Annotated in this window: 32 protein-coding genes; 9 read left to right on the forward strand and 23 right to left on the reverse strand. The window is 44.0% G+C overall.

Translation table 11 applies throughout. The features are described from left to right. Positions 1-155 precede the first annotated feature (155 nt). From pheS to thrS, 5 genes are all read right to left on the reverse strand, one after another. Positions 156-1,175: a phenylalanine--tRNA ligase subunit alpha gene (pheS, locus tag ABD943_RS02405; RefSeq protein WP_425559461.1), complete on the reverse strand. Its 1,020-nt coding sequence runs from the start codon at positions 1,173-1,175 to the stop codon at positions 156-158. A 179-nt stretch (positions 1,176-1,354) separates the two neighbouring features. After that, positions 1,355-1,714, reverse strand: a complete 360-nt coding sequence (rplT, locus tag ABD943_RS02410; RefSeq protein WP_345291596.1) for a 50S ribosomal protein L20 — start codon at positions 1,712-1,714, stop codon at positions 1,355-1,357. Between the two features lie 17 nt (positions 1,715-1,731). Continuing rightward, positions 1,732-1,929 carry a 50S ribosomal protein L35 gene (gene rpmI / locus ABD943_RS02415; protein ID WP_251357788.1) on the reverse strand — a complete coding sequence of 66 codons (198 nt, stop codon included), beginning with the start codon at positions 1,927-1,929 and terminating at the stop codon, positions 1,732-1,734. A gap of 178 nt (positions 1,930-2,107) precedes the next feature. After that, complete coding sequence (gene infC / locus ABD943_RS02420) at positions 2,108-2,641, reverse strand: translation initiation factor IF-3 (protein ID WP_345292673.1); 534 nt, start codon at positions 2,639-2,641, stop codon at positions 2,108-2,110. Positions 2,642-2,677: 36 nt separating this feature from the next. After that, positions 2,678-4,597 carry a threonine--tRNA ligase gene (thrS, locus tag ABD943_RS02425; protein ID WP_345291597.1) on the reverse strand — a complete coding sequence of 640 codons (1,920 nt, stop codon included), beginning with the start codon at positions 4,595-4,597 and terminating at the stop codon, positions 2,678-2,680. A gap of 250 nt (positions 4,598-4,847) precedes the next feature. On the opposite strand from thrS, the gene ABD943_RS02430 reads away from it, so the two are divergent. Then, complete coding sequence (locus tag ABD943_RS02430) at positions 4,848-5,279, forward strand: GFA family protein (protein ID WP_345291598.1); 432 nt, start codon at positions 4,848-4,850, stop codon at positions 5,277-5,279. A gap of 10 nt (positions 5,280-5,289) precedes the next feature. On the opposite strand, the gene ABD943_RS02435 is transcribed toward ABD943_RS02430, so the two are convergent. The 8 genes from ABD943_RS02435 to gloA all read right to left on the reverse strand — a co-directional run bounded on the left by ABD943_RS02435 (position 5,290) and on the right by gloA (position 11,408). Next, on the reverse strand, positions 5,290-6,522 hold the full coding sequence (locus tag ABD943_RS02435) for a S41 family peptidase (RefSeq protein ID WP_345291599.1): 1,233 nt from the start codon (positions 6,520-6,522) through the stop codon (positions 5,290-5,292). Between the two features lie 251 nt (positions 6,523-6,773). After that, on the reverse strand, positions 6,774-6,959 hold the full coding sequence (locus ABD943_RS02440) for a CPXCG motif-containing cysteine-rich protein (protein WP_345291600.1): 186 nt from the start codon (positions 6,957-6,959) through the stop codon (positions 6,774-6,776). A 7-nt stretch (positions 6,960-6,966) separates the two neighbouring features. Then, entirely contained in the window at positions 6,967-7,119 is a 153-nt protein-coding gene (locus ABD943_RS02445) for a DUF2474 domain-containing protein (RefSeq protein WP_345291601.1), read from the reverse strand. Continuing rightward, positions 7,119-8,123 carry a cytochrome d ubiquinol oxidase subunit II gene (cydB, locus tag ABD943_RS02450; RefSeq protein WP_345292674.1) on the reverse strand — a complete coding sequence of 335 codons (1,005 nt, stop codon included), beginning with the start codon at positions 8,121-8,123 and terminating at the stop codon, positions 7,119-7,121. Before cydB ends, ABD943_RS02445 begins: the two co-directional genes overlap by 1 nt. Continuing rightward, complete coding sequence (locus tag ABD943_RS02455; RefSeq protein WP_345291602.1) at positions 8,113-9,555, reverse strand: cytochrome ubiquinol oxidase subunit I; 1,443 nt, start codon at positions 9,553-9,555, stop codon at positions 8,113-8,115. Before ABD943_RS02455 ends, cydB begins: the two co-directional genes overlap by 11 nt. Positions 9,556-9,899: 344 nt before the next feature. Further along, positions 9,900-10,436: an REP-associated tyrosine transposase gene (locus ABD943_RS02460; protein WP_345291603.1), complete on the reverse strand. Its 537-nt coding sequence runs from the start codon at positions 10,434-10,436 to the stop codon at positions 9,900-9,902. Between the two features lie 98 nt (positions 10,437-10,534). Then, a complete protein-coding gene (locus tag ABD943_RS02465) occupies positions 10,535-10,942 on the reverse strand; it encodes a hypothetical protein (RefSeq protein WP_345291604.1) in 408 nt (135 codons plus the stop codon). A gap of 73 nt (positions 10,943-11,015) precedes the next feature. Next, the gene (gloA, locus tag ABD943_RS02470) at positions 11,016-11,408 is read right to left on the reverse strand and encodes a lactoylglutathione lyase (protein WP_345291605.1); all 393 of its coding nucleotides are present in this window, start codon (positions 11,406-11,408) and stop codon (positions 11,016-11,018) included. A 190-nt stretch (positions 11,409-11,598) separates the two neighbouring features. Here gloA and pyrC point away from each other — a divergent pair, with 190 nt between their 5' ends. After that, positions 11,599-12,636, forward strand: coding sequence for a dihydroorotase (gene pyrC, locus ABD943_RS02475; protein WP_345291606.1), 1,038 nt, complete (start codon positions 11,599-11,601; stop codon positions 12,634-12,636). Between the two features lie 31 nt (positions 12,637-12,667). Next, entirely contained in the window at positions 12,668-13,321 is a 654-nt protein-coding gene (gene rnt, locus ABD943_RS02480) for a ribonuclease T (RefSeq protein WP_345291607.1), read from the forward strand. A gap of 6 nt (positions 13,322-13,327) precedes the next feature. Here rnt and ABD943_RS02485 read toward each other — a convergent pair whose 3' ends face one another. Then, positions 13,328-13,576, reverse strand: a complete 249-nt coding sequence (locus ABD943_RS02485) for a hypothetical protein (RefSeq protein WP_345291608.1) — start codon at positions 13,574-13,576, stop codon at positions 13,328-13,330. A gap of 203 nt (positions 13,577-13,779) precedes the next feature. Between ABD943_RS02485 and ABD943_RS02490 the strand changes: the two genes are divergently transcribed. From ABD943_RS02490 to ABD943_RS02500, 3 genes are all read left to right on the forward strand, one after another. Further along, positions 13,780-14,793 (forward strand): isoaspartyl peptidase/L-asparaginase family protein, encoded by a 1,014-nt coding sequence (locus tag ABD943_RS02490; protein ID WP_345291609.1) that lies wholly within the window; start codon positions 13,780-13,782, stop codon positions 14,791-14,793. 20 nt (positions 14,794-14,813) lie between these two features. Next, the gene (locus ABD943_RS02495; RefSeq protein ID WP_345291610.1) at positions 14,814-15,296 is read left to right on the forward strand and encodes a hypothetical protein; all 483 of its coding nucleotides are present in this window, start codon (positions 14,814-14,816) and stop codon (positions 15,294-15,296) included. Positions 15,297-15,556: 260 nt separating this feature from the next. After that, the gene (locus ABD943_RS02500; protein ID WP_345291611.1) at positions 15,557-16,786 is read left to right on the forward strand and encodes a hypothetical protein; all 1,230 of its coding nucleotides are present in this window, start codon (positions 15,557-15,559) and stop codon (positions 16,784-16,786) included. Positions 16,787-16,848: 62 nt separating this feature from the next. Here the strand turns inward: ABD943_RS02500 and ABD943_RS02505 are convergent, their stop codons facing one another. From ABD943_RS02505 to ABD943_RS02530, 6 genes are all read right to left on the reverse strand, one after another. Next, entirely contained in the window at positions 16,849-17,298 is a 450-nt protein-coding gene (locus ABD943_RS02505) for a hypothetical protein (RefSeq protein ID WP_345291612.1), read from the reverse strand. A gap of 72 nt (positions 17,299-17,370) precedes the next feature. After that, entirely contained in the window at positions 17,371-18,084 is a 714-nt protein-coding gene (locus ABD943_RS02510) for an ankyrin repeat domain-containing protein (protein ID WP_345291613.1), read from the reverse strand. Positions 18,085-18,223: 139 nt separating this feature from the next. Continuing rightward, positions 18,224-18,994 carry a hypothetical protein gene (locus tag ABD943_RS02515; protein WP_345291614.1) on the reverse strand — a complete coding sequence of 257 codons (771 nt, stop codon included), beginning with the start codon at positions 18,992-18,994 and terminating at the stop codon, positions 18,224-18,226. A gap of 42 nt (positions 18,995-19,036) precedes the next feature. Further along, entirely contained in the window at positions 19,037-19,699 is a 663-nt protein-coding gene (locus tag ABD943_RS02520) for a hypothetical protein (RefSeq protein ID WP_345291615.1), read from the reverse strand. 525 nt (positions 19,700-20,224) lie between these two features. Further along, the gene (locus tag ABD943_RS02525) at positions 20,225-20,830 is read right to left on the reverse strand and encodes a peroxiredoxin (RefSeq protein ID WP_345291616.1); all 606 of its coding nucleotides are present in this window, start codon (positions 20,828-20,830) and stop codon (positions 20,225-20,227) included. Between the two features lie 150 nt (positions 20,831-20,980). Beyond that, entirely contained in the window at positions 20,981-21,913 is a 933-nt protein-coding gene (locus tag ABD943_RS02530; RefSeq protein ID WP_345291617.1) for a LysR family transcriptional regulator, read from the reverse strand. An 83-nt stretch (positions 21,914-21,996) separates the two neighbouring features. Between ABD943_RS02530 and ABD943_RS02535 the strand changes: the two genes are divergently transcribed. Both ABD943_RS02535 and ABD943_RS02540 read left to right on the forward strand, forming a co-directional pair. After that, complete coding sequence (locus ABD943_RS02535; protein WP_345291618.1) at positions 21,997-22,560, forward strand: flavodoxin family protein; 564 nt, start codon at positions 21,997-21,999, stop codon at positions 22,558-22,560. A 308-nt stretch (positions 22,561-22,868) separates the two neighbouring features. Beyond that, the gene (locus ABD943_RS02540) at positions 22,869-23,084 is read left to right on the forward strand and encodes a (2Fe-2S)-binding protein (RefSeq protein WP_046560849.1); all 216 of its coding nucleotides are present in this window, start codon (positions 22,869-22,871) and stop codon (positions 23,082-23,084) included. A 20-nt stretch (positions 23,085-23,104) separates the two neighbouring features. Here ABD943_RS02540 and ABD943_RS02545 read toward each other — a convergent pair whose 3' ends face one another. Further along, the gene (locus tag ABD943_RS02545; RefSeq protein ID WP_345291619.1) at positions 23,105-23,692 is read right to left on the reverse strand and encodes a M35 family metallo-endopeptidase; all 588 of its coding nucleotides are present in this window, start codon (positions 23,690-23,692) and stop codon (positions 23,105-23,107) included. Between the two features lie 239 nt (positions 23,693-23,931). On the opposite strand from ABD943_RS02545, the gene bfr reads away from it, so the two are divergent. Further along, entirely contained in the window at positions 23,932-24,411 is a 480-nt protein-coding gene (gene bfr / locus ABD943_RS02550) for a bacterioferritin (RefSeq protein ID WP_345291620.1), read from the forward strand. Between the two features lie 85 nt (positions 24,412-24,496). Here bfr and ABD943_RS02555 read toward each other — a convergent pair whose 3' ends face one another. Then, on the reverse strand, positions 24,497-25,201 hold the full coding sequence (locus ABD943_RS02555) for a glycerophosphodiester phosphodiesterase (RefSeq protein WP_345291621.1): 705 nt from the start codon (positions 25,199-25,201) through the stop codon (positions 24,497-24,499). Positions 25,202-25,300: 99 nt separating this feature from the next. After that, entirely contained in the window at positions 25,301-25,630 is a 330-nt protein-coding gene (gene grxD, locus ABD943_RS02560; RefSeq protein ID WP_345291622.1) for a Grx4 family monothiol glutaredoxin, read from the reverse strand. Between the last annotated feature and the right edge of the window lie 137 nt (positions 25,631-25,767).

The raw sequence follows: 25,767 nt of genomic DNA on the forward strand, positions 1-25,767 counted from the left end.
TATGGCCATAAAAATTCTTTTCATAACTACTTAGTAGCGTTACTGGCGCTGATAGTGCGAGGCAAAACGAATTCGAAGCAACGATGGTTACCCTCTTGGTAATCGAGGCAGCTGAGAAACGTTTTAACAAAGCAATATCAGGCATAAGTAGCTACTTAGTTAAACTGCTTAAGGAAGTTTAAATCATTCTCGAAAAACAGACGTAAATCATTCACGCCATAGCGCAACATCGTCAAACGTTCAACGCCCATACCAAAAGCAAAACCAGTATACTTTTCACTATCGACACCGACAGACTCTAAAACTTTAGGGTGAACCATGCCGCAGCCAAGAATTTCCAACCAGCCGGTATGACTACAAACTCGGCAGCCTTTGCCGCTACACATGACACACTCAATATCCACTTCCGCAGAAGGTTCAGTGAATGGGAAATATGATGGACGGAAGCGAACGCCTAAATCTTTCTCGAAGAAGTGCGTAACAAACTCATACAGAACGCCTTTCAAATCAACAAAAGTCGTACTTTCATCAATCAGAAGGCCCTCTACCTGATGGAACATCGGCGTATGCGTTAAATCTGAGTCACAACGATACACTCGCCCCGGAGCGATAATGCGAAATGGTGGTTCAGCATTCTCCATCACACGGACTTGCACTGGAGAAGTGTGAGTTCTTAATAAACGGCCAGCATCAAAGTAAAACGTATCGTGCATCGCACGCGCCGGATGATGCTCAGGAATATTCAATGCCGTAAAGTTATGGAAGTCGTCTTCAACCTCTGGACCTTCTGCCACTGAAAAGCCCATTTGTCCAAAGTATGACTCAATACGTCTTAAGGTACGATTTACCGGGTGCACACCACCAACCTCTGAGTTACGACCACTCAGGGTAACGTCAATCGTTTCACTGGCGAGTTTTTGATTAATTTCCGCTGTTTTAATCGCGTTTTGCTTTGCCTCAATAATGGCAAACACTTCTTTTTTTGCCTCATTGACTTTAGCGCCAAACGCAGGCTTTTCTTCCGCTGGTAACGATCCCATCTGCTTCATTTGAGCAGTAATCAATCCTTTCTTACCAACGAAACGAGCTTTGACTTGCTCTAATTCAGGTAATGATTCTACCGCGCTGATTTCTTGTTCAGCTTGTTGGATAATTTCTTGTAAATCAGCCATGATATTTACTCATCATTTGTCGTATAAAACTTTTCTTAACAAAAAGTGTGGCATAAAAAAAGGAAGAGCATTTCTGCCCTTCCTTTAAGACTTTAATCGTTTGTCATCGCAGTCGTAAAACAACCTTGGCAACAAATGCTATTCTTTAACTTAGTATCAAACTAAAGAACAGAGTGCTTAGATTAAGCGTCTAGGACAGATTTAGCTTGGTCTGCAAAAGCAGCAAAAGCCACTTTATCAAAAACTGCCAATTCTGCTAGCATTTTACGATCAACTTCAATGTTTGATTTTTTCAAACCATTGATAAAACGGCTATAAGACAAACCGTGTGTACGCGCCTCAGCGTTAATACGTGCAATCCATAAAGAACGGAATTGACGCTTACGTTGGCGACGGTCACGATATGCATATTGACCCGCTTTAATTACAGCTTGTTTAGCTACACGATAAACACGACTACGTGCACCGTAATAACCTTTAGCTTGCTTTAAAACTTTTTTGTGACGTGCGTGAGCTGTCACACCGCGTTTTACTCTTGCCATTTCTTAATCCTCACCCATTAACCGTTAGGAAGCATACGATCGATTTGCTTTGTATCCGCGGCATCAACTAGCTTGCCGTGGCGCAAATGACGCTTACGCTTGGTGGATTTCTTGGTCAAGATGTGACGCAAGTGTGATTGCTTGTGCTTATAACGACCCGAAGCTGTTTTTTTGAAACGCTTCGAAGCACCGCTGTCAGTTTTCATCTTTGGCATAATAATATACTCGCATTTGATTACTGTCATGGCCATTTCCCTCGCCGAAGCTTGGGCAATCGTTTGTTGCCATGATGAGTTACTAAAACGGATAATTCAGCTAACGCCGATTTATCCAACCTATTGAAGCAAAGTAAGCGCCTTTCGGACTTCTATCCAGCTATTGCTGAAAGCTCAATTACTTCTTCTTGTTGGGGGCAACCACCATCGTCATTTGACGACCTTCCATTGATGGACGTTGCTCAACTGAACCGTATTCTTCCAGGTCTTTTTCGACACGCTTCAATAACTCCATTCCGAGTTCTTGGTGCGCCATCTCACGACCACGGAAGCGGACAGTGATCTTCGTCTTGTCCCCATCTTCCAAGAAACGTATAAGGTTGCGTAGTTTTACCTTATAGTCCCCTATATCCGTCCCTGGGCGAAACTTAATTTCTTTGACTTGGGTAACTTTCTGCTTCTTTTTAGCAGCAGCTTTCGCTTTCTTCTGCTCAAACAAGTATTTACCAAAGTCCATAATTTTACAGACTGGAGGATTCGCATCCGGTGATACTTCTACTAAATCTAGCGACGCTTCTTGAGCTTGTGCTAGAGCATCCTTTGTATCAACCACACCAACATTTTCACCGTCGGCTTGAATTAAGCGAACTTCTTTCGCTCGAATATTTTCATTTATGCGCTGTCTATCGTCGCGCTTTTGACCTTTTTTAATGTGTCTAATCCTCTAATTGGTTAAAATTAAGTCAAATTAATCAGCCTTTCTTGCTCGCTTAGCGACTTCCGCTTCAAGCAATTCAGCAAAGGCATCAATGCTCATGCTACCCAAATCCTCGCCTTCACGAGTTCTGACAGCAACCTGACCATTTTCAACTTCACGATCCCCGACTACCAGTAAGAACGGAACACGTGCTAATGTCTGCTCGCGAATTTTAAATCCGATCTTCTCATTTCTCAAGTCCGAATTTACCCTAAATCCTTTATTTTTCAAGGAATCGACCGTTTTTTGGCAAAAATCGGCCTGTTTATCGGTAATATTCATGATGACGGCCTGAGTTGGCGCTAACCAAGCCGGGAATTTTCCAGCGTATTCTTCGATTAAAATACCGATAAAACGCTCTAATGATCCCAAAATAGCACGGTGAAGCATCACCGGAACTTCTCTTTCGCCGCTTTCGGCGACAAATTCAGCGCCTAAACGACCCGGCATTGAGAAATCTACTTGGATAGTACCACACTGCCAATGACGCTCTAAGCAATCTTTTAAAGTAAACTCAAGCTTTGGCCCATAAAACGCACCCTCGCCTGGCTGATATTCGAATTCAATATTGTTCGCTTTCAGTGCATCCGCCAGCGCAGCTTCCGCTTTATCCCAGACTTCATCCGAACCGACGCGCTGCTCTGGACGAGTCGACAGCTTTACGATGACGTCAGTGAAGCCGAAGTCACGATACACGTCATACAGCATCTCAATAAACTTCGAGACTTCTTCTTGAATCTGGTTTTCTGTACAGAAAATATGCGCATCATCCTGTACAAAGTTACGCAAGCGCATGATGCCATGTAACGCGCCTGACGGCTCATTACGGTGACATGAACCAAATTCCGCCATGCGTAACGGCAAATCACGGTAGCTCTTTAAACCCGAGTTATAAATCTGTACGTGACATGGGCAGTTCATCGGCTTAATCGCGTAGTCGCGCTGATCCGATTCAAGCGTAAACATGTCGTCGCCGAACTTATCCCAGTGACCCGATTTTTCCCACAAGCTACGATCGACGATTTGAGGCGTCTTCACTTCTTGATAATCGTGCTCTTTTAAGCGATCACGAATGTACTGCTCAAGCGTTTTATAAATTGACCAGCCTTTGTCGTGCCAGAAAATCATGCCTGGCGCTTCTTCCTGTAGATGGAACAAGTCTAATGCTTTACCAATTTTACGGTGATCACGTTTTTCGGCCTCTTCAAGACGTCTCAAATAGGCTTTAAGCTCTTTCTTATTGGTCCAGGCCGTACCGTAAATACGTTGCAACATTTCATTGTTCGAATCGCCGCGCCAGTAAGCTCCAGCAACCTTCATCAACTTAAACGCTTTCAGTTTTGAAGTGCTAGGAACATGCGGGCCACGACACAAGTCGATAAAGTCACCTTGGCGATATAACGATAACGCCTCATCGCTTGGAATCGACTCGATAATTTCTGCCTTGTACTCTTCACCCATGTTACGGAAAAAGGCAACCGCTTCGTCACGCTCCATTTCCGTACGCTCGACTTGAAGATTTTCTTTTGAAATCTTCTCCATCTCTTTCTCGATAGCGCGCAGATCGTCTTCTGTAAACGGCTTTTCCGTCGCGAAGTCATAGTAGAAACCATGATCAATCACGGGGCCAATGGTGACTTGAACGTTATCAAACAAACGTTGAACTGCTTGTGCCAACAAGTGAGCCGTTGAGTGACGGATAATCTCTAAGCCATCTTCATCACGCTCAGTGATAATCGCCAGCTGAGCGTCGGAATCCATGACATAACTGGTATCAACCAGCTTTCCGTCCACTTTTCCAGCTAAAGCAGCTTTGGCTAAACCAGGGCCAATATCGTTCGCTACATCATGTACAGAAACGGCGTTATCAAACTCGCGTTGACTTCCATCGGGTAAAGTAATTACAGGCATTGCAAATCTCTCTGTTCGAATATAAGCCCTACGAATGGCCTATTATTCAATGAATGATTAAATAATTTGTATTTTATCGCCAAAAACCACGCTACCCAACGGTATTTCTGCGGTTTTGACAAAAAATTAAGGCAAGTGGTCGATTATGGTGGAATTAGTAAAATATGCAAGGGATCACGAGAAATATTCTTGCTTTTGAAGGCCTTTACGGTAACTTTGGATATTATTGGCAAACTATAACGGATTTACTATGTCTACCATCAGTCTCAAAACCCAGTGCCTATGCAAAAAAGTCAGCATCAATGTCGCCGAAACCAAGCCTCACGTCGACTCCTGCCACTGCTCAATGTGCCGAAAGTGGTCAGGCGGCCCCTTCCTCGCCATCGATTGTGGAACGGAAGTGAATTTTGAAGGGCATGAGCACATTAAAGTCTTCAGTTCATCTGAATGGGCGGAACGAGGTTTCTGCTCAAACTGCGGTACTCACCTATTCTATCGACTCAAAGAAGCCAACCAATACATCATGCCAGCAGGTTTATTTGATAGCCTTGATGGCCTAGAGAGCGCTGAATTCACCACCCAAATATTTATTGACGAAAAACCCCGCTATTACGACTTCGTCAATAAAACCAAGATGATGACTGGTGAAGAAGTGTTTGCGGCGTTTGCTGGAGACAAATAAGCATCCTAGCCTAATTCTCTTTTAGCTCAGCTATGATCCAGTTTAAAGGTTTGTCCTGACCATTAATATAATCATCAATTGATAAAGGAATGGTCACGTCTGGGTACAACGCATCTTTGCCCTCATCTTTAAAGCGATAAAGGCGCTTTGAGTAGGTCACAACAAGGTTTGAGTTAGGTAGCGTAAACTGGCCCATATCTTGATAACCAGATGGCTTAGCGCCTGTCGGTTCGCCTACCAGCTTAGCATTCAGTATCTGCGTGTATTGGGCAGCATTACTCATCGCGGCAGAAAAGGTCTCATTATCAATTAAGACGTAAACGCCTGACTTCCAGTCTATGCTATCCGCTAATACCAGGTGTTGGGCTAACTTGAGTCCAATAAAGAAGTCACCGCCGTAGTTCTCGCGCAGATCAATGATCAGGTTTTTGGACTGATTATCATTAATAAATGCTAATAACTTTTCTGCTAAAGACTCCATTTCTGACATAGATGGGTAGCGTCTGAATTTAAAATAAACTGCCTTACCATCAAGAGCTGAACCAAACCACACGTTAGAGTTAACCTTTTCTACAATATCAATACCTGTGGCACTGATACTTCTATAGCGCAAAGTTTTAAAATCATCATGCGAAGTGCTTGAATTTAACGGCACTTTGACTACTTCATCACCAATTAAAAACTCAAACTGAACCGAAAATACGTTATCGGTTACGCCGAGCCCCTCTAGAAGCTCTGCCCTATTTAAATAATATCCAGTATTAGACATTACTGAATAGTTGTTTTCTGAGAAAGGTACAATTTGTGAAAATTTATTAGAAATAATCTCTTTTGAGGTTCCATTAATAGAATGTAACTTTGCGCCTAATAAATTGAAGTGTTCAAATGTTGCAGCGGTTACGTAAAAGTCACCCTTTATTGCTTTAAACTTTATAGGAAACTTTTTAAGCTTTTGATTCCAAAGCGGGACTGAAGTGTGCCCATCGTTAATCGTTCGGGTGATTTTCATCAACTCAACGATCACTTGGCTCCGGGACATGGATGGTAAGCGCTCTCTTAATCCACGAAGCTGTTGTCTAAAATCTTTAGCCGGTACTGAATGAAATATGTCGATGTGTAAGTGAGAAAGTTTATCCTCATAAACCTGTAGGTCATCCTTCCATTGCTTTACTTCTCTTGGCTCAAGAGAATAAGAGTCAAAAGAAAGCACACAAAGAATAGTAGCCAATAACAGTCTTATCAAGAGGTCATCCTTTTCAATTTCGTTCTTCCAAAGTGGATAGTTTAAGCCAGTGAAAATATATCAGAGCTACTAAAGCTTGTCTAAACACTTACTCTTCGTCCCTTTACCGGGCTTAATAAACAAAGCTTTCGTCGGCGTATTATTTTTTCGATGTGTTAATATTTTTCGGTACTACTCTCTAATCAACTCGTGTCTTTGGGATAAATTCCTAAGCAAGACCAGTCTTAGCTAAAAGTATAAAGCGATATTCACTAAAAGTCCGCGTTAACGGTGAGCTCAACATCCTCACCGTTAACCACAACACTAAACTCAATTGGCCGACAACACACCTGACAGTCCTCAATATACTCTTGATACGGCACTGAGTTATCAATCAACACCGTAATAACTTCACCGCAGTAAGGACAGGAAATGTCTTTTTCGATCTGCTGTAGCATATTACTACTAACCTAAAACTAAACGGATTAAAAAACCAATGGTACCGAGAACCAACACGCCACCCAACCACAGTCCAACAAACCAGAGTCCTTTTTTCCACCCTGGTTTGTCGTCAGTCTCTTGTTTATCCACCTGCTTATCGTTTTTATCATCAACCATTAATGATACGCCTCGCCTTCTTTAACTTTGCCCCTAAACACCCAGTAAGCATAGGTGGTGTAAGCTAAGATAATCGGCAACAAAAATGCTGAGCCTACGAGTAGGAATTTCAAACTAGAGTCTGGCGCTGCAGCATCCCAGATACTGACCGAAGGTGGTACTAGGTTGGGGAAAAGACTAATCGCTAGACCAATATAACTCAGCAAGAATAAGGATATTGATAACAAGAATGGGCTAACGTCGCGCTCTCTTTTAAGCGTAATAAACAAACTCACACCAACAATAAACACCAACACAGGCACCACAAACAAATAGTAAATGTTGGGCGCATCAAACCAGCGGTGTAAATATTGCTGCTCAATAAAAATCATCCACAAACTTATCAAGCCAATAAAACCAAAGGTCGCGATGCCTGCGATTTTGGCGATGCCACGAGACTGCTTTTGTAAGCTACCAGTGGTTTTCATATTAAGCCAGGTCGAACCCAGCAAAACATACCCCACCACTAGCGCAATACCCGTAGTCATACTGAAAGGCGTTAGCCAATCCCACCAGCCGCCAGCGTACGCTCGACCTTCAACCGCGATGCCTTGGACTAATGCGCCTAAAGCGATACCTTGGCACAGTGCTGCAACCAAGGAGCCAATGGCAAAACCTTTGTCCCAAAGATGTTGCGACTTCCGCGCGCGCCAGTGAAACTCGAAGGCAACGCCACGGAAGATTAGTCCCATCAACATCAAAATAATTGGCATATAAAGCGCAGGAAGAATAATGGCGTAGGCTAAGGGGAAAACAGCAAACAAACCACCGCCACCAAGCACCAACCAGGTTTCGTTACCATCCCAAATCGGCGCAATAGTATTCATCGCCGTTTCTTTGTCTTCCTTCTTCTTGATGAAGGGAAACATGATACCAATGCCCAAATCAAAGCCATCAAGAATGATGTAGGCAAGAACCGAGAACGCGATGAGCCCAGCCCAGATTAGTGCATAATCAATCATGATTACTCTCCTCTTTATTCGCCCCTTTTTTGTCTGACTCGTGAGGCAAACGGTTAGATAAGGTCACTGATGACTTCACCTTACTTTCCTCATCAGATAGTTCACCGCGGTCTCCAGGACGAACTTTCATCAAGCGCAGCGTATAAACAATACCGGCACCAAACACCAATATGTAAACCAGAACAAAAATAGCAAGTGACGTGGCAACCGCCGGTGCATCGAGTGGTGAGTGTGAATCATACGTTCTAAGCAAGCCATAGACGGTATACGGCTGACGACCTACCTCAGTGACAATCCAACCAGCAATGGTCGCGACCACGCCCGATGGCGCGAACCACACCGCTGTTTTGAGTAAGAAGCGATTGTCATAAAGTTTCTTACGCCAACGTAAAAACAGGCTAAACAAACCGATAGCAATCATACCCATACCAATAGCGACCATCAGGCGGAAACTGTAGAACACCCACTTAGTGTTGGGACGGTCTTCTTTCGCAAACTGATCAAGCCCCACCAGCTCACCATCCATGTCATGAGTTAAAATAAAGCTCGCCATTTTAGGAATCTCAATCGCGTAATCTACTCGCTCTTCTTCGTCATTCGGAATACCAAATAAAATCAGGGGCGCGCCTTTTTGCGTTTCATAGTTACCTTCCATCGCAGCGACTTTTGCGGGCTGATGCTCTAGCGTATTAAGACCATGCAAGTCACCGATAAACAACTGGATTGGCGCCACAATCGCAGCCATCCACATCGCCATGGAAAACATCAGTCGAGCAGTTTCGTTTTTGATCTTTTCTTTGCGCTCTTTTAATAGATGCCAAGCAGCGACACCACCCACTAAAAACGCTGTGCTTAAGAAAGCCGCTGTCGTCATATGCGCCAAGCGATAAGGGAACGATGGATTGAACACCACCTCAAACCAGTCTTCAGCGATAAACTGCCCTACCTCGTTATACGCATAGCCTGTAGGCGTTTGCATCCAGCTGTTTACGCTTAAAATCCAGAACGCCGACATCAAAGTTCCGATAGACACCATCAGAGTTGCGAAAAAGTGAAGCTTCTTACCCACTTTCTCCATACCAAATAACATCACGCCCAAGAAACCAGCCTCAAGGAAGAATGCGGATAACACTTCATAGCCCATCAAAGGGCCAAGAATCGGTCCGGTTTTGTCAGAAAACACGCTCCAATTAGTGCCGATCTGGTAGCTCATCACCACGCCTGAAACGACGCCCATACCGAAAATAATCGAGAAGATTTTTAGCCAGTATTTAAAGGCAGTAAGATAAATTTTCTTATTGGTTTTAAGCCAAAGGGCTTCAAGAACAGCAAGATAAGCAGCGAGACCAATGGACAGGCCAGGAAAGACAATATGAAACGCGATTGTAAACGCAAACTGTATCCTCGCGAGGAGTACAGGATCGAGGAACTCCATCGATTACCTCCTTTATTACAGGCGACTCTAAGTTATAAAGCGCTGCTCAGGAACGTCACAGCTACTGCATAACGAAGCATTAAGAGTTCATGACAAAACCATTACGAATGGTGTGTCTTTATCCTAGCGTGGTCCGGCCTTTTATCAAGGGAAATTCGCAGGATATTTAGTATGGGAAGCAGGTGTTTTGATTAGATTTTGTAATCATAACTTTAAAGTTACGACTAGGTTGATGGGTTACGCTATGCTAACCCATCCTATCGGTTAGGATTAAAGTTAATTTATACATAGGGTGCACCCAAAGGGGCAGGCCCGGTTAGGATTTATCCGTAACCCACCATTATCTATCTCTCACCAAACTCAAGCATTTTCTCAAAACCTCCCTTAGTGCCACCCCAATCGCTTGTAAACAGTCCGCGCTTAACGTCACGATGAAAACTGGAATATGGCCAATCTCTAACACGCTCCACATAACCGTGCTTTACAGGATTGATATAACAATATTCGATGTGGCGATTGTAATCATCCTCACTGGTAATCAGGTGTGTCCAGTAACGTCTCTGCCAAATGCCTCGCTCAGACTTGCTTACTCTTGATGCAGTTCGATGCTCACCTTTTGGTAACGATTTAGAAAAGTATGATTTGATCAGACGAATAACGTCAGAGTAATTCGTAGCTTGACCAAACGTAACAACGCAATGAAGATGATCAGGAAGAATGGTTACCGCATCAATATGAAAGTCATGCTTAAGTTTAACTTTAGCAAAAGCAGCTCTTAACTTTGCAATTTCACTAATCAGTAGATTACTACTACGGTCTTGCAGATTTACCGTAAAGAAATAAGTTCCATTAGGTACATATATTCGTCTGTAATCAGCCATTCCTTTGACCTTAACTTATTTTATCAACAGTTTTTTGATGGGTTACACTGCGCTAACCCATCCTATAAATTAGACTTAAAACTCATCAGTTTAAACACTTATTGTCCAAACCATTCCTTAAAGCCGTCGCTGTTCAAATAGCCCCGCAAACCAATTAAATATATCACCACAAACAAAGAGCCAAAGAACGCTAATACACCCCACAGCGACAAAAAGTCTTTGGTCAGCACCATGGTGGTTAATGCTTGTAACAGCGCGATGGTATAAATCAGCGCTCTCAACATGCCCCAGGCTTTACGCATTTTGCTCAACAATACGATTTCGCAAAAAACCAAAGTTCCGAACAGTGACCACGTGGCGAAAGCTATTAGAATCTCTGCGCCGGTTTCGGTGTACATGTTAAACAGCGCCCACGCGGCTACGGCGATGATGATGAGGTTAATCAACAACACATTTTTCACGCCTTTTGGCATGCCAGCTTTACTTACGGTTTGTTCTTCGCTCATGGTCTTCTCTTTTCAATAACTTTATTCGTCACTCCCGCGAAGGCGGGAATGACAAGTGATACTCATAATTCTTCTAGGCGTTATGACGGTCTTCTAGCAGTTCAATTTTATAGCCATCGGGATCTTCGACAAAAGCCAAAACGGTGGTGCCGTGTTTCATCGGGCCAGGCTCTCGAACAATTGTCCCACCAGCGTCACGAATCTTCTCACACGCGGCATACACATCATCCACCGCAATGGCGATATGACCAAAACCTTCGCCTTTTTCATAGCTATCCGTGTCCCAGTTGTAAGTCAGCTCCAGTACCGTGTTATCTTTCTCAGGGCCATAACCGAGGAATGCCAGCGTAAAACGACCAGACTCATAGTCATGTTTACGGATAAGTTCCATCCCCATGATATCGCTATAAAAATGGATAGACTTCTCTAAATCACCAACTCGAAGCATGGTATGTAATAATCTCACGGCGCCTCCCGACATCTTCTCTTACGAAACAGGGTTTAGTTACTGTATGGACTTGCGTATAATACCGCGCCATTAAACTAAATAAATAGTTTTAGGTAAACCCACTCTTCATTGGGTTGTCTAAATCACTACCCTCCAGAACATCGTGTTTTAGAGGTTGCACTGCTAAACGAAGAAGCAGAGACCAATTATGCAAACATTGACCATTACTCGTCCAGACGACTGGCACATTCACCTTCGCTCGGGCGCAGCCCTGCAGCACACGGTTAAAGACGCTGCCAAGCAATTTGCCCGCGCTATCGTGATGCCGAACCTGGTTCCGCCAGTCACTAACGTCGAACAGGCTGACGACTATCGCAACGCGATTATGCGCCATACCACTGAAAGTATGGACTTCGAGCCGTTGATGACTTTGTATTTAACGGACAACACCAGTCCAGAAGATATTGAAGCCGCGGTCAAAAGTGGTTTTGTTAAGGCTTGCAAACTCTATCCTGCTGGCGCGACAACCAACTCTGACTCGGGCTTAACCAACATTGAAAACGCCTACCCGGTGTTTGAAAAGATGGCTGAGTTAGGCATGCCTTTATTGGTTCATGGCGAAGTCACTGACGCCGATATCGACATCTTCGACCGTGAAAAAGTCTTTATCGACACCAAACTGCGCCCCGTCGTCGAAAAGTTCACTGATTTGAAACTGGTACTTGAGCACATCACGACCAAAGACGCTGTAGACTTTGTCAATGAACAAGGGCCTAATGTTGCAGCAACCATTACCGCGCACCACCTGCTTCTAAATCGTAATGATATGTTGGTTGGCGGTATTCGCCCACACTTGTACTGCTTACCGATTCTCAAGCGTCAAGAGCACCAAGCGGCGCTTCTAGTCGCGGCGACATCTGGCTCACCGAAATTCTTCTTAGGCACAGACAGCGCCCCACACGCCAAGAGCAAAAAAGAAGCGGCTTGCGGTTGTGCTGGTGTTTATACAGCGTATGCAGCGATCGAGCTTTACGCTGAAGCATTCGAAATGATGGATAAACTGGACCGCCTAGAAGGTTTCGCCAGTTTCCATGGTCCTGACTTTTATGGTCTACCGCGCAACGAGCAACAAATCACGCTGGTCAAAGATGAATGGAAAGTTCCTAAACATCTTTGTTTAGGTAATGATAAGCTAGTGCCTTTCTGTGCTGATGAAATGCTTCAGTGGAAGCTGAAAACTGACTAACCGACGACTGATAAAAGGCTAAGGACTTTGCATGCTCAATCTGCCGATTAAGGATCGTTTTCGCGGTTTTTATCCTGTGGTTGTAGACGTTGAGACGGGCGGTTTTAACGCCCAAACTGATGCCCTGCTTGAAATTGCAGCGGTCACCACTCGATACAATGACGATGGTCAGCTCGAAGTCCATAACAGCTATCACTTCAACGTCGAGCCGTTTGAGGGCGCCAATATTGAACAACGAGCCCTTGAGTTTACGGGTATCGACCCTGACAACCCGCTGCGGAATGCTGTGAGCGAAGCCGAAGCGTTAAAATCTATCTTCAAAGAACTGCGCAATGAACAAAAAGAAGCCGACTGTAACCGCTGTGTGTTAGTGGGCCACAACGCTTGGTTTGATCAAAGTTTTCTTAACGCCGCGGTCGAACGAGCCAACATCAAACGCAGCCCGTTCCACCCTTTTACCAGTTTTGATACCGCTTCCTTGTCGGCACTGATGCTAGGTCACACCGTACTAGCCCAAGCGTGTAAACGTGCGGAGATTACCTTTAGCCAAAAAGAGGCGCACTCAGCACTCTACGACGCGACCAAAACCGCTGAATTGTTTTGCCACTTGGTCAACCGCGCCAATCTGTCACAGGCTAACGAACCTTTTGTCGCAGAACTGGAAAGCTGCAAGGACGATGAGTAGCCAACCTTAGCGCTGATAGAGACAACGTCCGCACAGTTCTTCGCACGTGACTTCCAATATTAGCGCTTTTACCAATTTCTTGAGCTGGGCCTGGCTACTGGTCTGCAACTCCTGATAACTAATTAACCCTGAATTGAACAGTTCCTGTAAGCGGCACCCTTGCCAGCGGCGAATCACCTGCCCACTGTCTTGCTCCACTAACTCTAAATGGGGCTGGCGTTTGTCTAACCATGCATTAATCACATAATTTATCACCGAGATTCTCCTTTATTTATCATTATTAGCGGTCTTACCTATGAAACGGCCAAAACTCACAAATGAGAATAATTCTCATGCGCATCGAAATCAAGCGTAATTTACCCTAATCTTGTTGAGCATCACAGATCAGAGTTAACAACACGCCTACCATGTGATAGAACGTTAAAACTCCTCTAAGAAATTAGGTCATGAAGATTACAATGAAACTATTACAAGCACTGACCCTAACAACACTCGCCGCAATGAGCCTCAGTAGCCTAGCTATGCAAAAGCCTGAGCGCCCTTATGGCTTAGTCATTCACGGCGGTGCCGGCACTATTCTTAAAAAGAACATGACGCCAGAAGCCGAAAAAGCTTACCGAGAAAAACTCGATGAAGCCTTAAACGCTGGTTATGCGGTTTTAGAGCAAGGCGGTAGCAGCATTGATGCCGTTAAAGCCTCGATTGTGATTATGGAAGACTCTCCCCTCTTTAACGCGGGAAAAGGCGCCGTCTTTACCCATGAAGGGGTTAACGAATTGGATGCCTCAATCATGTACAGCGCAGATTTATCGGCAGGTGCTATCGCTGGCGTGAGTCATATCAAGAATCCCATCTTATTAGCCGATAAAGTTCGCACCGACTCGGTTCATGTCATGATGGCGCGCGAAGGTGCCGAAGAGTTTGCCAAAGAACAAGGCTTTGAACTGGTCGACACAAAATACTTCTTCACCCAGAGACGCTGGGACCAGCTAGAAAAAGTCCTAAAACACACGCCAGAAAAGCCTAAGCTTTCTGAGGACGAAGCCAAGAACTCAAAGTTTGGCACAGTCGGCGCGGTAGCCCTCGACAAAAACGGCAACATCGCCGCAGCAACGTCGACAGGCGGCATGACCAACAAACGCTACGGTCGCATCGGTGACTCGCCAATAATCGGCGCAGGCACATATGCCGACAAAAACTGCGGCGTTTCCGCTACAGGCCACGGCGAATACTTTATCCGTGCTGCCGTAACTTACGACATTTGCGCACGCGTGAAATACAAGCGCCAAGGCATTCAAGAATCCGCCGACGAAGTCATTCATGACAAGCTGGTCGAGATGGGTGGTGACGGCGGCGTTATCGGTTTAGACGCAGGCGCCAACATCATGGCAAGTTTCAACACCGAAGGCATGTACCATGGCTGGAAAACCAGCAACGGGCAAGCAGCGATTAAAATTTACAAAGGCGAATAATAAACAAGGTCATCATAGCTATGATTCATACCAACATAAAAACCCTTTTAGCGATCACACTAGCTTCCAGTCTTCTGATCAGCTGTTCAGAAGACAACAAACCCCAGCAGCAAACTGAAAAACCTGTCGAGCAGGAAACATCTACTGAATCCAACGAACAAGAAAGCTCAATGGAAAGCCAAGAATCAGAAACTGCTGAAAAAGAAGAAATTATCGACACCACAACCGAATCCATGGAATCGAAAAAAGGCCTCTACGTTTACTTTGAAGACAAAGCAACCTTCACCGATTGCAGCAATGGCAAAACTTACCCCGTCGCCAAAGAAGGTAACTTTTACGAATTAGAAGCCACCTACTTAGCGCTGAAAGACGAGCCCCAACAAAAACTTATGTTTGACGTTAAAGGCGAATACGACATGCGCGCACCCGATGAAGGTGACGATGTTGATATGTTGATACCTTCTGAGCTAATCGGTGTGGTTCATAAAGAAACTTGTCGGTAAATACTACACCGACGCCCTAAGGTCAGAGTAATTGGTGAGTCGCCACGCAGGGGCTGCCCCATGGGGTACCCTACGTTTACTTATTAAGCTCACAAAAAATGTACTCTGACCCCATTTATTCAAACAATACCGTGATAACAAATTTACCTTATTTAACAAAAAATGTGATCCTAGCTGTAGATACCAATCGCCAAATCACGCAACCTTAGATGCATTCGTAACATCTTATCGTTAATCGATACATAGGGAGCAATCTATCAATGTACCTGCTATTTCGTTCAGGGCTGCTATTCATTTCATTGTGCCTGCTAACCGTATTGACCGCCAAGGCCAAGCAGCCAAAAACGTATCAGTTGCAATACCACGCCACCATTAATCCTGACACTGAGCAGGCAGAGGTCCAAATTACCCTGCCCGATGCCAAGCTTATCAATAGTATTAATTTCCGTCTCGACGAGGAATTTCATAGTAAGGTTCAGGGCAATGGCGAGCTAGAGCTAAAAGATGGCCGAGCTATTTGGCAACCACCGGAAAAGAACGCTCGCCTGAGTTACACAGTGAATCTTAATCATGAACGCTCCCCCGGCGAGTATGACTCTATCTATCAACAAGATTTTGCCATATTCCGTGGCGACGACCTTATTCCGCCCGCCACGGTACGTACCAAGCCAGGCGCCCATAGTAAGGCGAGTCTCACCTTTGAACTGCCTCAAGATTGGAACAGCATCAACAGCGGCTGGCCTAAAAAAGACGATCGACACTTTATTATTGACAACCCCGAACGCCGCTTTGATCGCCCCATCGGCTGGTTTATCGCGGGTAAAATTGGCACCCGCCGAGAGAAATTAAATGGCACTCACGTCGCAGTCAGCGCGCCTCAAAACATGGGCGTCAAACGTATGGATTTAGTCAGTTTTATACTGATGAATTGGCCACAGCTTCGCGAATTGGTGGATGAGTTCCCCCCTAGAATACTGATTGTGACCGCACTCGATCCGATGTGGCGCGGAGGATTATCTGGCCCCAACTCACTATTTTTCCATGCCGACCGCCCCATGGTTAGTGAAAACGGTACTAGCACCTTACTACACGAACTGTTCCACACCCTAACCGGTATTACCGATAAAGGTAACGACGACTGGGCAGTGGAAGGCCTAGCTGAATACTACGCCATTGAAATCCTTTACCGTAGCGGTGGCTTGAGCGAAAACAGACGCCAACGCGTTTTCGACTGGTTAGCTGACTGGAGTAAAGATATCACAAAACTACGAGGCCGCTCCTCAACGGGGCAACAAACTGCCCGCGCAGTCATTTTGCTGGAAGCACTGGCGCAAGAAATAAGCGAAAAGACCGAGGGCGAGAAATCTCTGGATGACCTTACCCGAGCACTCATTAAAGAAAAGCACATTGACCTCGCCATGATAAAGCACATTGTGGAAGACCTTATCGGCACACCCGCCGACACCCTCGATTCACCACTATTGAAATAACACTGGTATATCTTTTACAGCTAAGGCCGTATTGTGGGGTTTTGAAGAATTGGGACAGAGTATCATTTATTAATACGAATAAAATACTCTCTGGTATTAGTCATAAATTCAGGAGAGACCCAGTAAGTATCTTTGTTTATAAAGTTAGCGGTACTCTTTCGCTTACCCATTTGCGGGTGATTTGACTCAATAGTCACAGAGTTTTCATCGCACTTTATCGTTTTATAAGAATACTCATTATATTGGTATTCAAAGTCATGAACCTTTCCATTCAACTCTACTTGAATAGTAGGAAGTTCATGCTCAATTATTTTATTATTTGTGATACTTATCTCCATATTGCCAAGTATCTGATTTAGAAGTTCTTCTTGTGCAGGCTCTAAATCTGCATGTCTTTTGTTATATGCCATACTCAGCACTTTAGAGGACTTCCAAGTACCATTTACATTAGGACAAGATACCGCAGCTGAGCTAGCCAAAAGAAATATAACTGTGATAAATAGTGGTTTCATTAGAAATTCCATAGTGCGTTTACATGTTTATAATTAATCGACTCTGCCCCCATTTATTCCCCCTGACCCTATTTAATTCGAGTTATAACCTTTTACTAGCCCCAGAATGTCGTTATACCCCCTAAGGCTAGAAATGTACTCCATATAATCTAGCAACTCCTTATCTTTATAAAAGTTGTCACTTTTTAGTAGTAGTTCGACCATTGCAAACTTATTTCTGTTGGAATGCATTATTATTGATGACACAAGGTTTTTTGAATCCCGCCTATTTAACTTCGTATTCTTCAAGAGTAATTCAAATAACCCTAAATCTTTTTGTATAGCTATATCGATAGGCATTAAATTAAAATCAGACTTAACATTAGCATTACCGCCTAACTCTATAATTCTTTCCACCAGCTTCATAGATCCTTTTTCAGTCGCAAAGTGAATTATGTATTCTTCCGTAGGAAGTTTTAGGTTGATATTATTAATAGACTCGATTACCTCTAGAACATAAGAGTCATCATCTGAATAGGCAACCAAATAAAAAATAGGTATGAACTCTTCATCGTTAGAAGTTTGACTCCTAAAGCAGCTAATCGTAGTAGAGTATCTTTTTAGATCCTTGGAACTATAACTATCCATTAACTTTTGAAAAAGTTCATCTTTAGAGTATTTGTCACAATTGCTCTCTACCTCACCTACCAATTCATTATTTCCTAAATTTTTATTTCCCTTCGAACAAACAGGTAAAGTAGCTAAACTTATAGCTGCCAGAATGACGATGTACATGATTTCTTTCATAAAGTGTTACTCAATGCCGCTTGGTTGATTACAAAACATCTGGTGCGTCACGACACACCCTACGTTTACTGATCATGTCCAACTTCAATGTGAGGCAAAATTTTCTTCATACCATTTATTTCGACCCCATTTATTTCAGTTACTTGCTCCACTCTCGTGTACCACTGATGTTTGACATTACATCGTCGAAGTCGAAGCTAGGGTCCGTATTGGCGTTGAACTTCCCTGTCTTTGTGCCGTAACTGAAGTTTGGGCAATCACAGTTATCCGCATATTCACCGCAATCCATACATTCAGGGTTGCAATAATCGATCATCCTATCGATAGCATCGTGAGCTTCGTAGTCATAGTCAAAATTACCATACCCTGTGCTCCCACAGATGCGACCATTTATGAAATCATCGATATCATTCGTATTTTTTAAGCCGCAATTAAATATAGTAGCAATAGGCCTTAGAACAACCCTTGAATAGTCAAACCTGTAAGAAGGCATATCAAAGAATATCTTTCCTTGATCAGGCTTAAGACAATGAAGTGAAAAATCACCATAATGATCAATCAGTTGTTTATATCTATTCCTATCTAATTCAACGTGCTTGAAAGAATTATTGACGGCATCCAAAAGGACAAACTTATTGTTAATGTGATTGCAACCATCGACTGCATATCGCTCATCGAAGCCCTTGATGAAGCTTGTTCTAGAGACGTTTGTCCTTTTCTTTGCAATGAACACCATATAGTCAACTGCATGAGCAAGAATAGAATTAAACGAGAAAACATGATGCAACCGCAGCTCGTTGTGGCTTAGCAGGTTGAAAAATTCTTCGGATGCCGGAATTAAGACATCATCTAAATAGGAAAGAAGGTACTTGGCGTCCTTCTCATCGGACTTTTCGTTGTATCGTTCCATATACCTTATCTAAAAAATGTCCCTATGACAGCTTTGTTATACCTAGATTTGTTTAAGGTCATTACGCATTTGCTCACGGAGTTCTTTAGCTTTACTTTTAGCTAGCCCACCTACTCTCGTAAGTTCAGTTTGATTCGCAGCCGCCAACTCTTGGTCGTTTTCAATAGTGATTTTGACCAAATCAGACATCATTTTTCCTGAGATAGTAAATAGCTGATCATATAACTCCTTTATTTCATCAAGAAGAACGGCAACTTCATCACTGGCTGTTAAACGCAAGCTATTTGTCTCAGATTCTATAACACCAAGCTCTTGGAACCCATCGCGAGTTATTTTTGATACCTGCTCAGAAAACCGAATGGTGGCCTGAGTAGCTTCAACCTCATCATTGCGGTCACATGCTTGCAAGTAGGAGGACATAAATTCATTCATCATTGGGGTAAATACATCTTGGTAATCAGTTTGATGCTTATTATGTATAGCGTCAATGTGTCTAAAATATGACTCATATTGAGTAGCTTTCATTTCAAAAACTTTTTTACGCCTTTCCAGATCAAGATCAAAGGACTGCTTAACCCTGATCAGTTCGCGCTCATGTCTCTTCTTATTAAAGTATAAGAAAGCTAACCACAGCGCATTTATAAGGCCAAATGCCCAAGCGGCGTATTCTGGCTTTTCTGAAATTACTTTGAATATTGCTTCCATACTCTATATTCGATTTTAGGTATAACACTATATTACCAGACAACGCCGGCAACCTTTTGACTTTTATATTATTTATTTTTAATGTCCGCTTTTATGGCTAAGACCCAGTAAACTGGACATCATTGTCGCGTTTGTTTTAATGAATAGTAGCAAAATCAATTTGTTAAGGGAAGTTGGTTGTAATTGAGCTCTTTATGAGATCCTGGCTTTCGTTAGGCAGAATTTGTTCCTAACAAATTCTCTGCATTCCCTACATCCCTGTAGGTCAGATAACAGGTTTAAAAGACACTAGATTCCAGCCTTCGCGGGTGACCGTAGGGAATGCCCGTGGTGAATGACGGGTATTATTTATTGCGTAAAAAAAGCCCTAAGGCTTTCACCTCAGGGCTTTAATCTTTAACGCTGATAGATTGATTGTTTCGAGTTCGCGGCAGACGTTGTTTTAGGAGCGGAGATGACCAATTAGGTCATCGAGCACCTCGGAACAACTTCTAACAAAGAAATCGGACAATCTAGCTCGTTAAATTATAGTTTGTCAGCTGACTCAGAAAGATACTTCGCTACGCCTTCCGGAGAAGCATCCATACCTTTATCACCTTGGTTCCAGCCTGCTGGGCATACTTCGCCGTGCTCTTCGTGGAACTGAAGCGCGTCTACCATGCGGATCATTTCGTCAACGTTACGGCCTAGTGGTAGGTCGTTTACGACTTGGTGACGTACTGTGCCTTCTTTGTCGATTAGGAATGAACCACGGAATGCGACGCCTGCTTCTGGGTGCTCAACGTCGAACGCTTGGCAGATTTCGTGCTTTACGTCTGCAACTAGCGTGTAGCCTACTTGGCCGATACCGCCGTCGTTGATGGCTGTGTTACGCCATGCGTTATGTGTGAAGTGTGAGTCGATTGATACGCCGACTACTTCTACGCCACGCTTTTTGAATTCAGCTAGACGACGATCGAAAGCGATAAGCTCTGATGGGCATACGAATGTGAAGTCTAGTGGGTAGAAGAATACAACTGTTGGCTTCCCTTTTGTTGCTTCACCGAAGTTATAGTCTTCAACGATGTCGCCATTACCTAATACAGCTGCTGCAGTAAAATCTGGTGCCTTACGGCCTACTAATACTCCCATTATTTCCTCCAAGAGTTTTTGAATGTTTAAAATTTGTGGACGTATTATACGCTTTTGTCCGTCGATGTCTTAAGCCTTTTCACAAAAGATTAACTTTAGCTATAACGCTATAGCTAATCCCTAATAAATAATCTCTAAATTGATTATTTATTAAGCGGTTATTGCTTCTTTTGTGCGCCTTACGCTATCACGCATGAGGCGTCTAAACCATCGATGAAGCGCCGTTTGATGTTGGCGCTCATGCCAATACAGATATATGTCTAATAACGGCATTTTCAAGGGTAGTTCCTTAATCACTAGACCATAACGTTCGGCGTCTTTTTCAGCGACCAGCCGTGGCATGGCGAAGATAAGGTCGGTGCGACTACAGATATCGAGCGCTAAGTGGAAGGTTGGTACAAACAAGGCGACGTTTCGCGTTAAGCCTTCTTTATGCAATAACGTGTCGATAAAGCCCTGCCCTTTACCGGTTACCGTTACTAGGCCATGGCGTTGTTTGGCGTAGGTTGTGAGGTCAACTTTTTTGTTGCTTAACGGGTGGCTATCGGCCATGACCATGACAAAGTCGTGACGGACGAGGTGATAGTTATGATATTTGGTGCTTTCCAGAGATTTGTTTTCATCGCCAATTAAGAAGTCAATCTCACCTTCTTCTAATAAAGTCACGGAGTCCGGACGATAACCAATCGAGCGCATGGTGACGTTGGGCGCTGCTTGCTGAAGATCTTGCCATAGGTTCGGCAAGAATAAGCTGACTTCGGAGTCCATCGACATGATAGTCAATTCGCCTTTGGCTAATTCAGGCACAAACTCTTCCGGTTGCATCAGGCACATAAAATCCGCCAGCCAGCTTTTTAAACGCGGCTGGATCTGCAACGCTCGCTCAGTCAGTTGGTAACCACTACCCACACGCACCAATAAAGGGTCATCCAGCATATCTCTCAGTCGTTGTAACGATCGACTGACCGCTGGCTGGCTCATGTTAAGACGCAGCGCAGCATTAGAAATATGTTTCTCTTCCAGTATGACGTCAAGCAACAACAATAGGTTGAGATCCATATTTCTGAAATTCTCTATCTGCATAATGACTATCCGTTAAATTCATTTCATGCATAACTATAAACCCTATACATTAGGCTCATCAAGTAAATTTATTGGAGACAATCATGAGCAACACTATCGCAGTCGTTTACCACAGTGGTTATGGCCACACTAAAGTTATCGCCGAAGCCGTGGCGCAAGGCGTGGAAGAAGCGAACGCACAGGTTCAGCTGATCTCGGTCGACGAGGTCGATAACCATTGGGACGACTTAGCCCAAGCGAAAGGCATTATTTTCGGTAGCCCCACATACATGGGCAGCGTTAGCGCCGGCTTTAAAGGCTTTATGGATAAGTCCTCCAAGGTCTGGGCCGAGCAAGGCTGGAAAGATAAGTTGGCGGCGGGTTTCACCAACTCCGGTTCGCAAAGTGGCGATAAGCTGAACACGCTTATTCAAATGTCGGTCTTTGCCGCACAACAAAGCATGATTTGGGTCAGTTTAGGCCTGATGCCTGGCAACAATAGCAGCAAAGGATCGCCTGAAGATTTAAACCGTATCGGTAGCTATTTAGGCGCAATGGCACAAAGTAATACCGATCAGGGGGCTGATGAAACGCCGCCCAACACGGATAAGGAAACCGCGAAACTGCTTGGTAAGCGAATGGCTGAAACCGCTGCACGCTTCCACTAACGGATTCGTTCACCGCACCGACTTACTCCTAGTCGGCTTCCCCTTGGCCACGACAGTGGCCTTTTTTATACCTGCCCAAGTTTAAACGTCATTCCCGCCTTCGCGGGAATGACTTACTGTTAGCTCCTAAATCACTCATCAGATAACAGATTGCCTAGAGCGAGAGTTACTGTTTTGTCTTTACTCTGTAGAAAACCTACCAAAGACAATAATTCCCAAATAACAATACTAAAATGATTGACAATCATTCTCATTTGTAAGAAAATTTCATTTAGAAAGTTTAGTCATCGTTATTTTGGTACGAACCTATGTATGTTTGCCTTTGTAAAGCAGTCACCGACAAACAAATTAAACAAGCAGCCTGTGAAGGCGCCTGCTCCATGCGTTGTTTAAACAAAATGGGCGTGGCAACTCAATGCGGTAAATGTGCTCGTGATGCGAAACAAATCCTACGCAGTACGCGTGCGGAAATCGATATGCGTCTTAACGCTGACTCGGGCAGAATCGCGATTCAAGCTGCCTAACCCCTCCCTCTATTTACCACTTAAAAGTAAAGTTCATACAAGTTTTCATAGTTTTCAGGGCTTCGACGGGCTTTTTTCGAGTCTGAACGCGCTAAAGCCAAAGCTTCACCTGGTGTCGTTGTGCCTTCAGGATGTGCGAAACCCAACTCATGCACCAATTCATGGATAAGGATCGCTGCTCTTCTTGACTCTCCGCGCGTAAACCATGGTGGACAAAGATGAACCTTGAGTGGGCGGCGAGGAATCACGGCATAAGCATTTCGCCCTGCTACGCTGCATCCACGATCACCACCATCATGAGCCAATACCACAATTCGTCCTCGGTCCAGCCACTTTCTTAGCTTGATGATCCGTCGCCGCACCCTTCTCAGTAGGATATGCCTTCGACTGGTACCAAACCAACGGGTAAAGTTTGCGTGAGCACTCCAAGCATTTCGGCGGCGTGAACGTCGTTGTCGAACACGGCCAGGCTGATTCCACACCGAATTGATTTCATTCTCGACGCGGCGAGCCATTCTTAGGGCATCTAGGAAGGCATTATTGATTGCAGTGCGATCGGCACTGGTGAGGTTTCGTCCCTTTTCACGTATTACGATTCTTGCTGGCATATCAATCCTCCTTAATTGATAAGAGAACTCAATATAGCAAGCTGCTTGGTTAAATTATGTGCGTTAATTCATAAAAGCCTCCGAATCAGAGTGATAAACATCCTCAAACAAGAATCCTTGTTAATTGATAACGTTTCTAATTTCCATTGTATTTCAATAGGTTATAAAACATAAACCTTGATAATCCGTGCCCAGCTTCCTACAATGAAGGGATAGTAATTCACCAATTGGAGAAAGCCATGAAAGGCGACGCGAAAGTTATTGAAACATTGAATAAGGTATTGGGTAATGAGCTTGTAGCCATTAATCAGTACTTCCTTCACGCCCGTATGTACAAAGACTGGGGCTTAAAGGAGCTAGCCGATCACGAATATGAAGAGTCGATTGATGAGATGAAGCATGCTGATTGGTTGATTGAACGAATTCTTTTCTTAGAAGGCTTACCAAACTTACAAGATCTCGGTCGTTTACGCATCGGCGAAAACACCAAAGAAATGCTGGAGTGCGATTTGGCGCTCGAGTTGGATGCACTTCCTGACTTAAAAGACGGTATTGTCTACTGTGAAAAAGTACGCGATTTCGTTAGCCGCGATTTACTCCAAGAAATCTTAGAAAGTGAAGAAGAACACGTTGATTGGTTAGAAACGCAACTTGATCTAATCGAGCGAATTGGTCTTCAGAATTATCAAGCTGAAAAGATGAAAGAACACGGTAATTAACAGTTTGAGTCCGCTGCCTTGCCATACTTAGGGCAGCAGTTTTTAGGCGCTTTTTAGCGCCTTTTTTGTGTCTGCTTTTTTCGATCTAAGCTGACTGATTCAAAAACTCAATGACCCGATCTGGATAATCGGTAAAAACACCATCAACGTCCATCGCTTGTGACTGTTGAATCTTTTCTAAATCATTGACGGTATGGACGTAAACTTTCATTCCAGCGTCATGGGCATCTTGCACCAAGTCCTTATCTAGAATCGAGTAACTTGGGTGAAAGCTATAAGCATCTACTTCGTCCGCAAAGTCCAACGCGATGACGGGATGTTCATCGGCGATGACCCCAATCTTAATCTCGGGATCGAGCTCATGGATAAGGTATAACTCTGAAAATAAATACGATGAAATGATAAATTGCTCTTTTTTAAAGCGCTTCTTATCCAGCAAGTGAACTAGCTTGACCACCAAGCTCGCAGTATCAAAACCTTTAAGCTCAATATTAATAAAGGCTCGATCGCCAATTAACTCGACCACTTCCGCCAGGGTCGGAATCGGCTCCCCCTGCCCTGCGTCAAGCGACCGTAAGTACTCCACAGAATGGTCTAAGAGGCTGCCTTTACCATCGGTGGTTCGATCCAGCGTTTCGTCATGAAAGATCAGCAGTTCACCATGGATATTTTGCACATCAAATTCCACACCATCCACACCAAACTCTAAAGCTTTGCGAAATGATCGAAGTGTATTTTCTGGCTCCAAACCCATCGCCCCACGGTGGCCAATGACATCAAACCGTCGCATGTTTGCTCACTTAATTCATCAAGTTCACTTTATATTAGCGAATATCGCACGCACAAAAAAGCCGCTTAAAGAAGCGGCTTTTTCAAATCTGACGGATAGCTACTCAGGCTTCTTACCATAAGATTCGTCAAGTACTTGCTGTAATTCGCCTTGTTGGAACATTTCTAAAATAATGTCACAACCGCCAACTAACTCGCCATCAACCCATAATTGTGGGAACGTTGGCCAGTTCGCGTACTTTGGTAATTCCGCACGAATATCAGGGTTTTGTAAAATGTCCACGTAAGCAAACTCGTGACCACACTCCATTAGCGCCTGAACTGCCTGGGCAGAAAAGCCGCACATAGGAAGTTTTGGCGAACCCTTCATATACATCACAACTTTGTTGTCGGCGATTTGCTGCTTAATCTGCTCAATCGTTTCGCTCATGAGATCCTCAATACAATTTATCAGTAGGTCTAAATTGCGGGCGATTATAACGCTTTTCAAGGCGTATTAGCACCCCCAATCTAAAATTGTCGCTCACAACTGACTTACTCTGCCTATAAACTTTGAGGTAATCTGAA

The organism is Kangiella marina (genome assembly GCF_039541235.1).
Classification (GTDB): domain Bacteria; phylum Pseudomonadota; class Gammaproteobacteria; order Enterobacterales; family Kangiellaceae; genus Kangiella; species Kangiella marina.

Bases quoted from the DNA above. Each gene is read 5' to 3' on its own strand.
- ABD943_RS02545 (WP_345291619.1), bottom strand. From the start codon at position 23,692: ATGCCAGCAAGAATCGTAATACGTGAAAAGGGACGAAACCTCACCAGT.
- ABD943_RS02525 (WP_345291616.1), bottom strand. From the start codon at position 20,830: ATGGGAGTATTAGTAGGCCGTAAGGCACCAGATTTTACTGCAGCAGCT.
- ABD943_RS02490 (WP_345291609.1), top strand. From the start codon at position 13,780: ATGAAACTATTACAAGCACTGACCCTAACAACACTCGCCGCAATGAGC.
- grxD (WP_345291622.1), bottom strand. From the start codon at position 25,630: ATGAGCGAAACGATTGAGCAGATTAAGCAGCAAATCGCCGACAACAAA.
- ABD943_RS02465 (WP_345291604.1), bottom strand. From the start codon at position 10,942: ATGAGCGAAGAACAAACCGTAAGTAAAGCTGGCATGCCAAAAGGCGTG.
- ABD943_RS02510 (WP_345291613.1), bottom strand. From the start codon at position 18,084: ATGAAAGAAATCATGTACATCGTCATTCTGGCAGCTATAAGTTTAGCT.
- rpmI (WP_251357788.1), bottom strand. From the start codon at position 1,929: ATGCCAAAGATGAAAACTGACAGCGGTGCTTCGAAGCGTTTCAAAAAA.
- ABD943_RS02540 (WP_046560849.1), top strand. From the start codon at position 22,869: ATGTATGTTTGCCTTTGTAAAGCAGTCACCGACAAACAAATTAAACAA.
- thrS (WP_345291597.1), bottom strand. From the start codon at position 4,597: ATGCCTGTAATTACTTTACCCGATGGAAGTCAACGCGAGTTTGATAAC.
- ABD943_RS02445 (WP_345291601.1), bottom strand. From the start codon at position 7,119: ATGGTTGATGATAAAAACGATAAGCAGGTGGATAAACAAGAGACTGAC.
- ABD943_RS02430 (WP_345291598.1), top strand. From the start codon at position 4,848: ATGTCTACCATCAGTCTCAAAACCCAGTGCCTATGCAAAAAAGTCAGC.
- ABD943_RS02500 (WP_345291611.1), top strand. From the start codon at position 15,557: ATGTACCTGCTATTTCGTTCAGGGCTGCTATTCATTTCATTGTGCCTG.
- ABD943_RS02535 (WP_345291618.1), top strand. From the start codon at position 21,997: ATGAGCAACACTATCGCAGTCGTTTACCACAGTGGTTATGGCCACACT.
- ABD943_RS02520 (WP_345291615.1), bottom strand. From the start codon at position 19,699: ATGGAAGCAATATTCAAAGTAATTTCAGAAAAGCCAGAATACGCCGCT.
- ABD943_RS02555 (WP_345291621.1), bottom strand. From the start codon at position 25,201: ATGCGACGGTTTGATGTCATTGGCCACCGTGGGGCGATGGGTTTGGAG.
- bfr (WP_345291620.1), top strand. From the start codon at position 23,932: ATGAAAGGCGACGCGAAAGTTATTGAAACATTGAATAAGGTATTGGGT.
- rnt (WP_345291607.1), top strand. From the start codon at position 12,668: ATGCTCAATCTGCCGATTAAGGATCGTTTTCGCGGTTTTTATCCTGTG.
- ABD943_RS02455 (WP_345291602.1), bottom strand. From the start codon at position 9,555: ATGGAGTTCCTCGATCCTGTACTCCTCGCGAGGATACAGTTTGCGTTT.
- ABD943_RS02530 (WP_345291617.1), bottom strand. From the start codon at position 21,913: ATGCAGATAGAGAATTTCAGAAATATGGATCTCAACCTATTGTTGTTG.
- pyrC (WP_345291606.1), top strand. From the start codon at position 11,599: ATGCAAACATTGACCATTACTCGTCCAGACGACTGGCACATTCACCTT.
- ABD943_RS02515 (WP_345291614.1), bottom strand. From the start codon at position 18,994: ATGGAACGATACAACGAAAAGTCCGATGAGAAGGACGCCAAGTACCTT.
- ABD943_RS02495 (WP_345291610.1), top strand. From the start codon at position 14,814: ATGATTCATACCAACATAAAAACCCTTTTAGCGATCACACTAGCTTCC.
- rplT (WP_345291596.1), bottom strand. From the start codon at position 1,714: ATGGCAAGAGTAAAACGCGGTGTGACAGCTCACGCACGTCACAAAAAA.
- ABD943_RS02440 (WP_345291600.1), bottom strand. From the start codon at position 6,959: ATGCTACAGCAGATCGAAAAAGACATTTCCTGTCCTTACTGCGGTGAA.
- ABD943_RS02460 (WP_345291603.1), bottom strand. From the start codon at position 10,436: ATGGCTGATTACAGACGAATATATGTACCTAATGGAACTTATTTCTTT.
- ABD943_RS02505 (WP_345291612.1), bottom strand. From the start codon at position 17,298: ATGAAACCACTATTTATCACAGTTATATTTCTTTTGGCTAGCTCAGCT.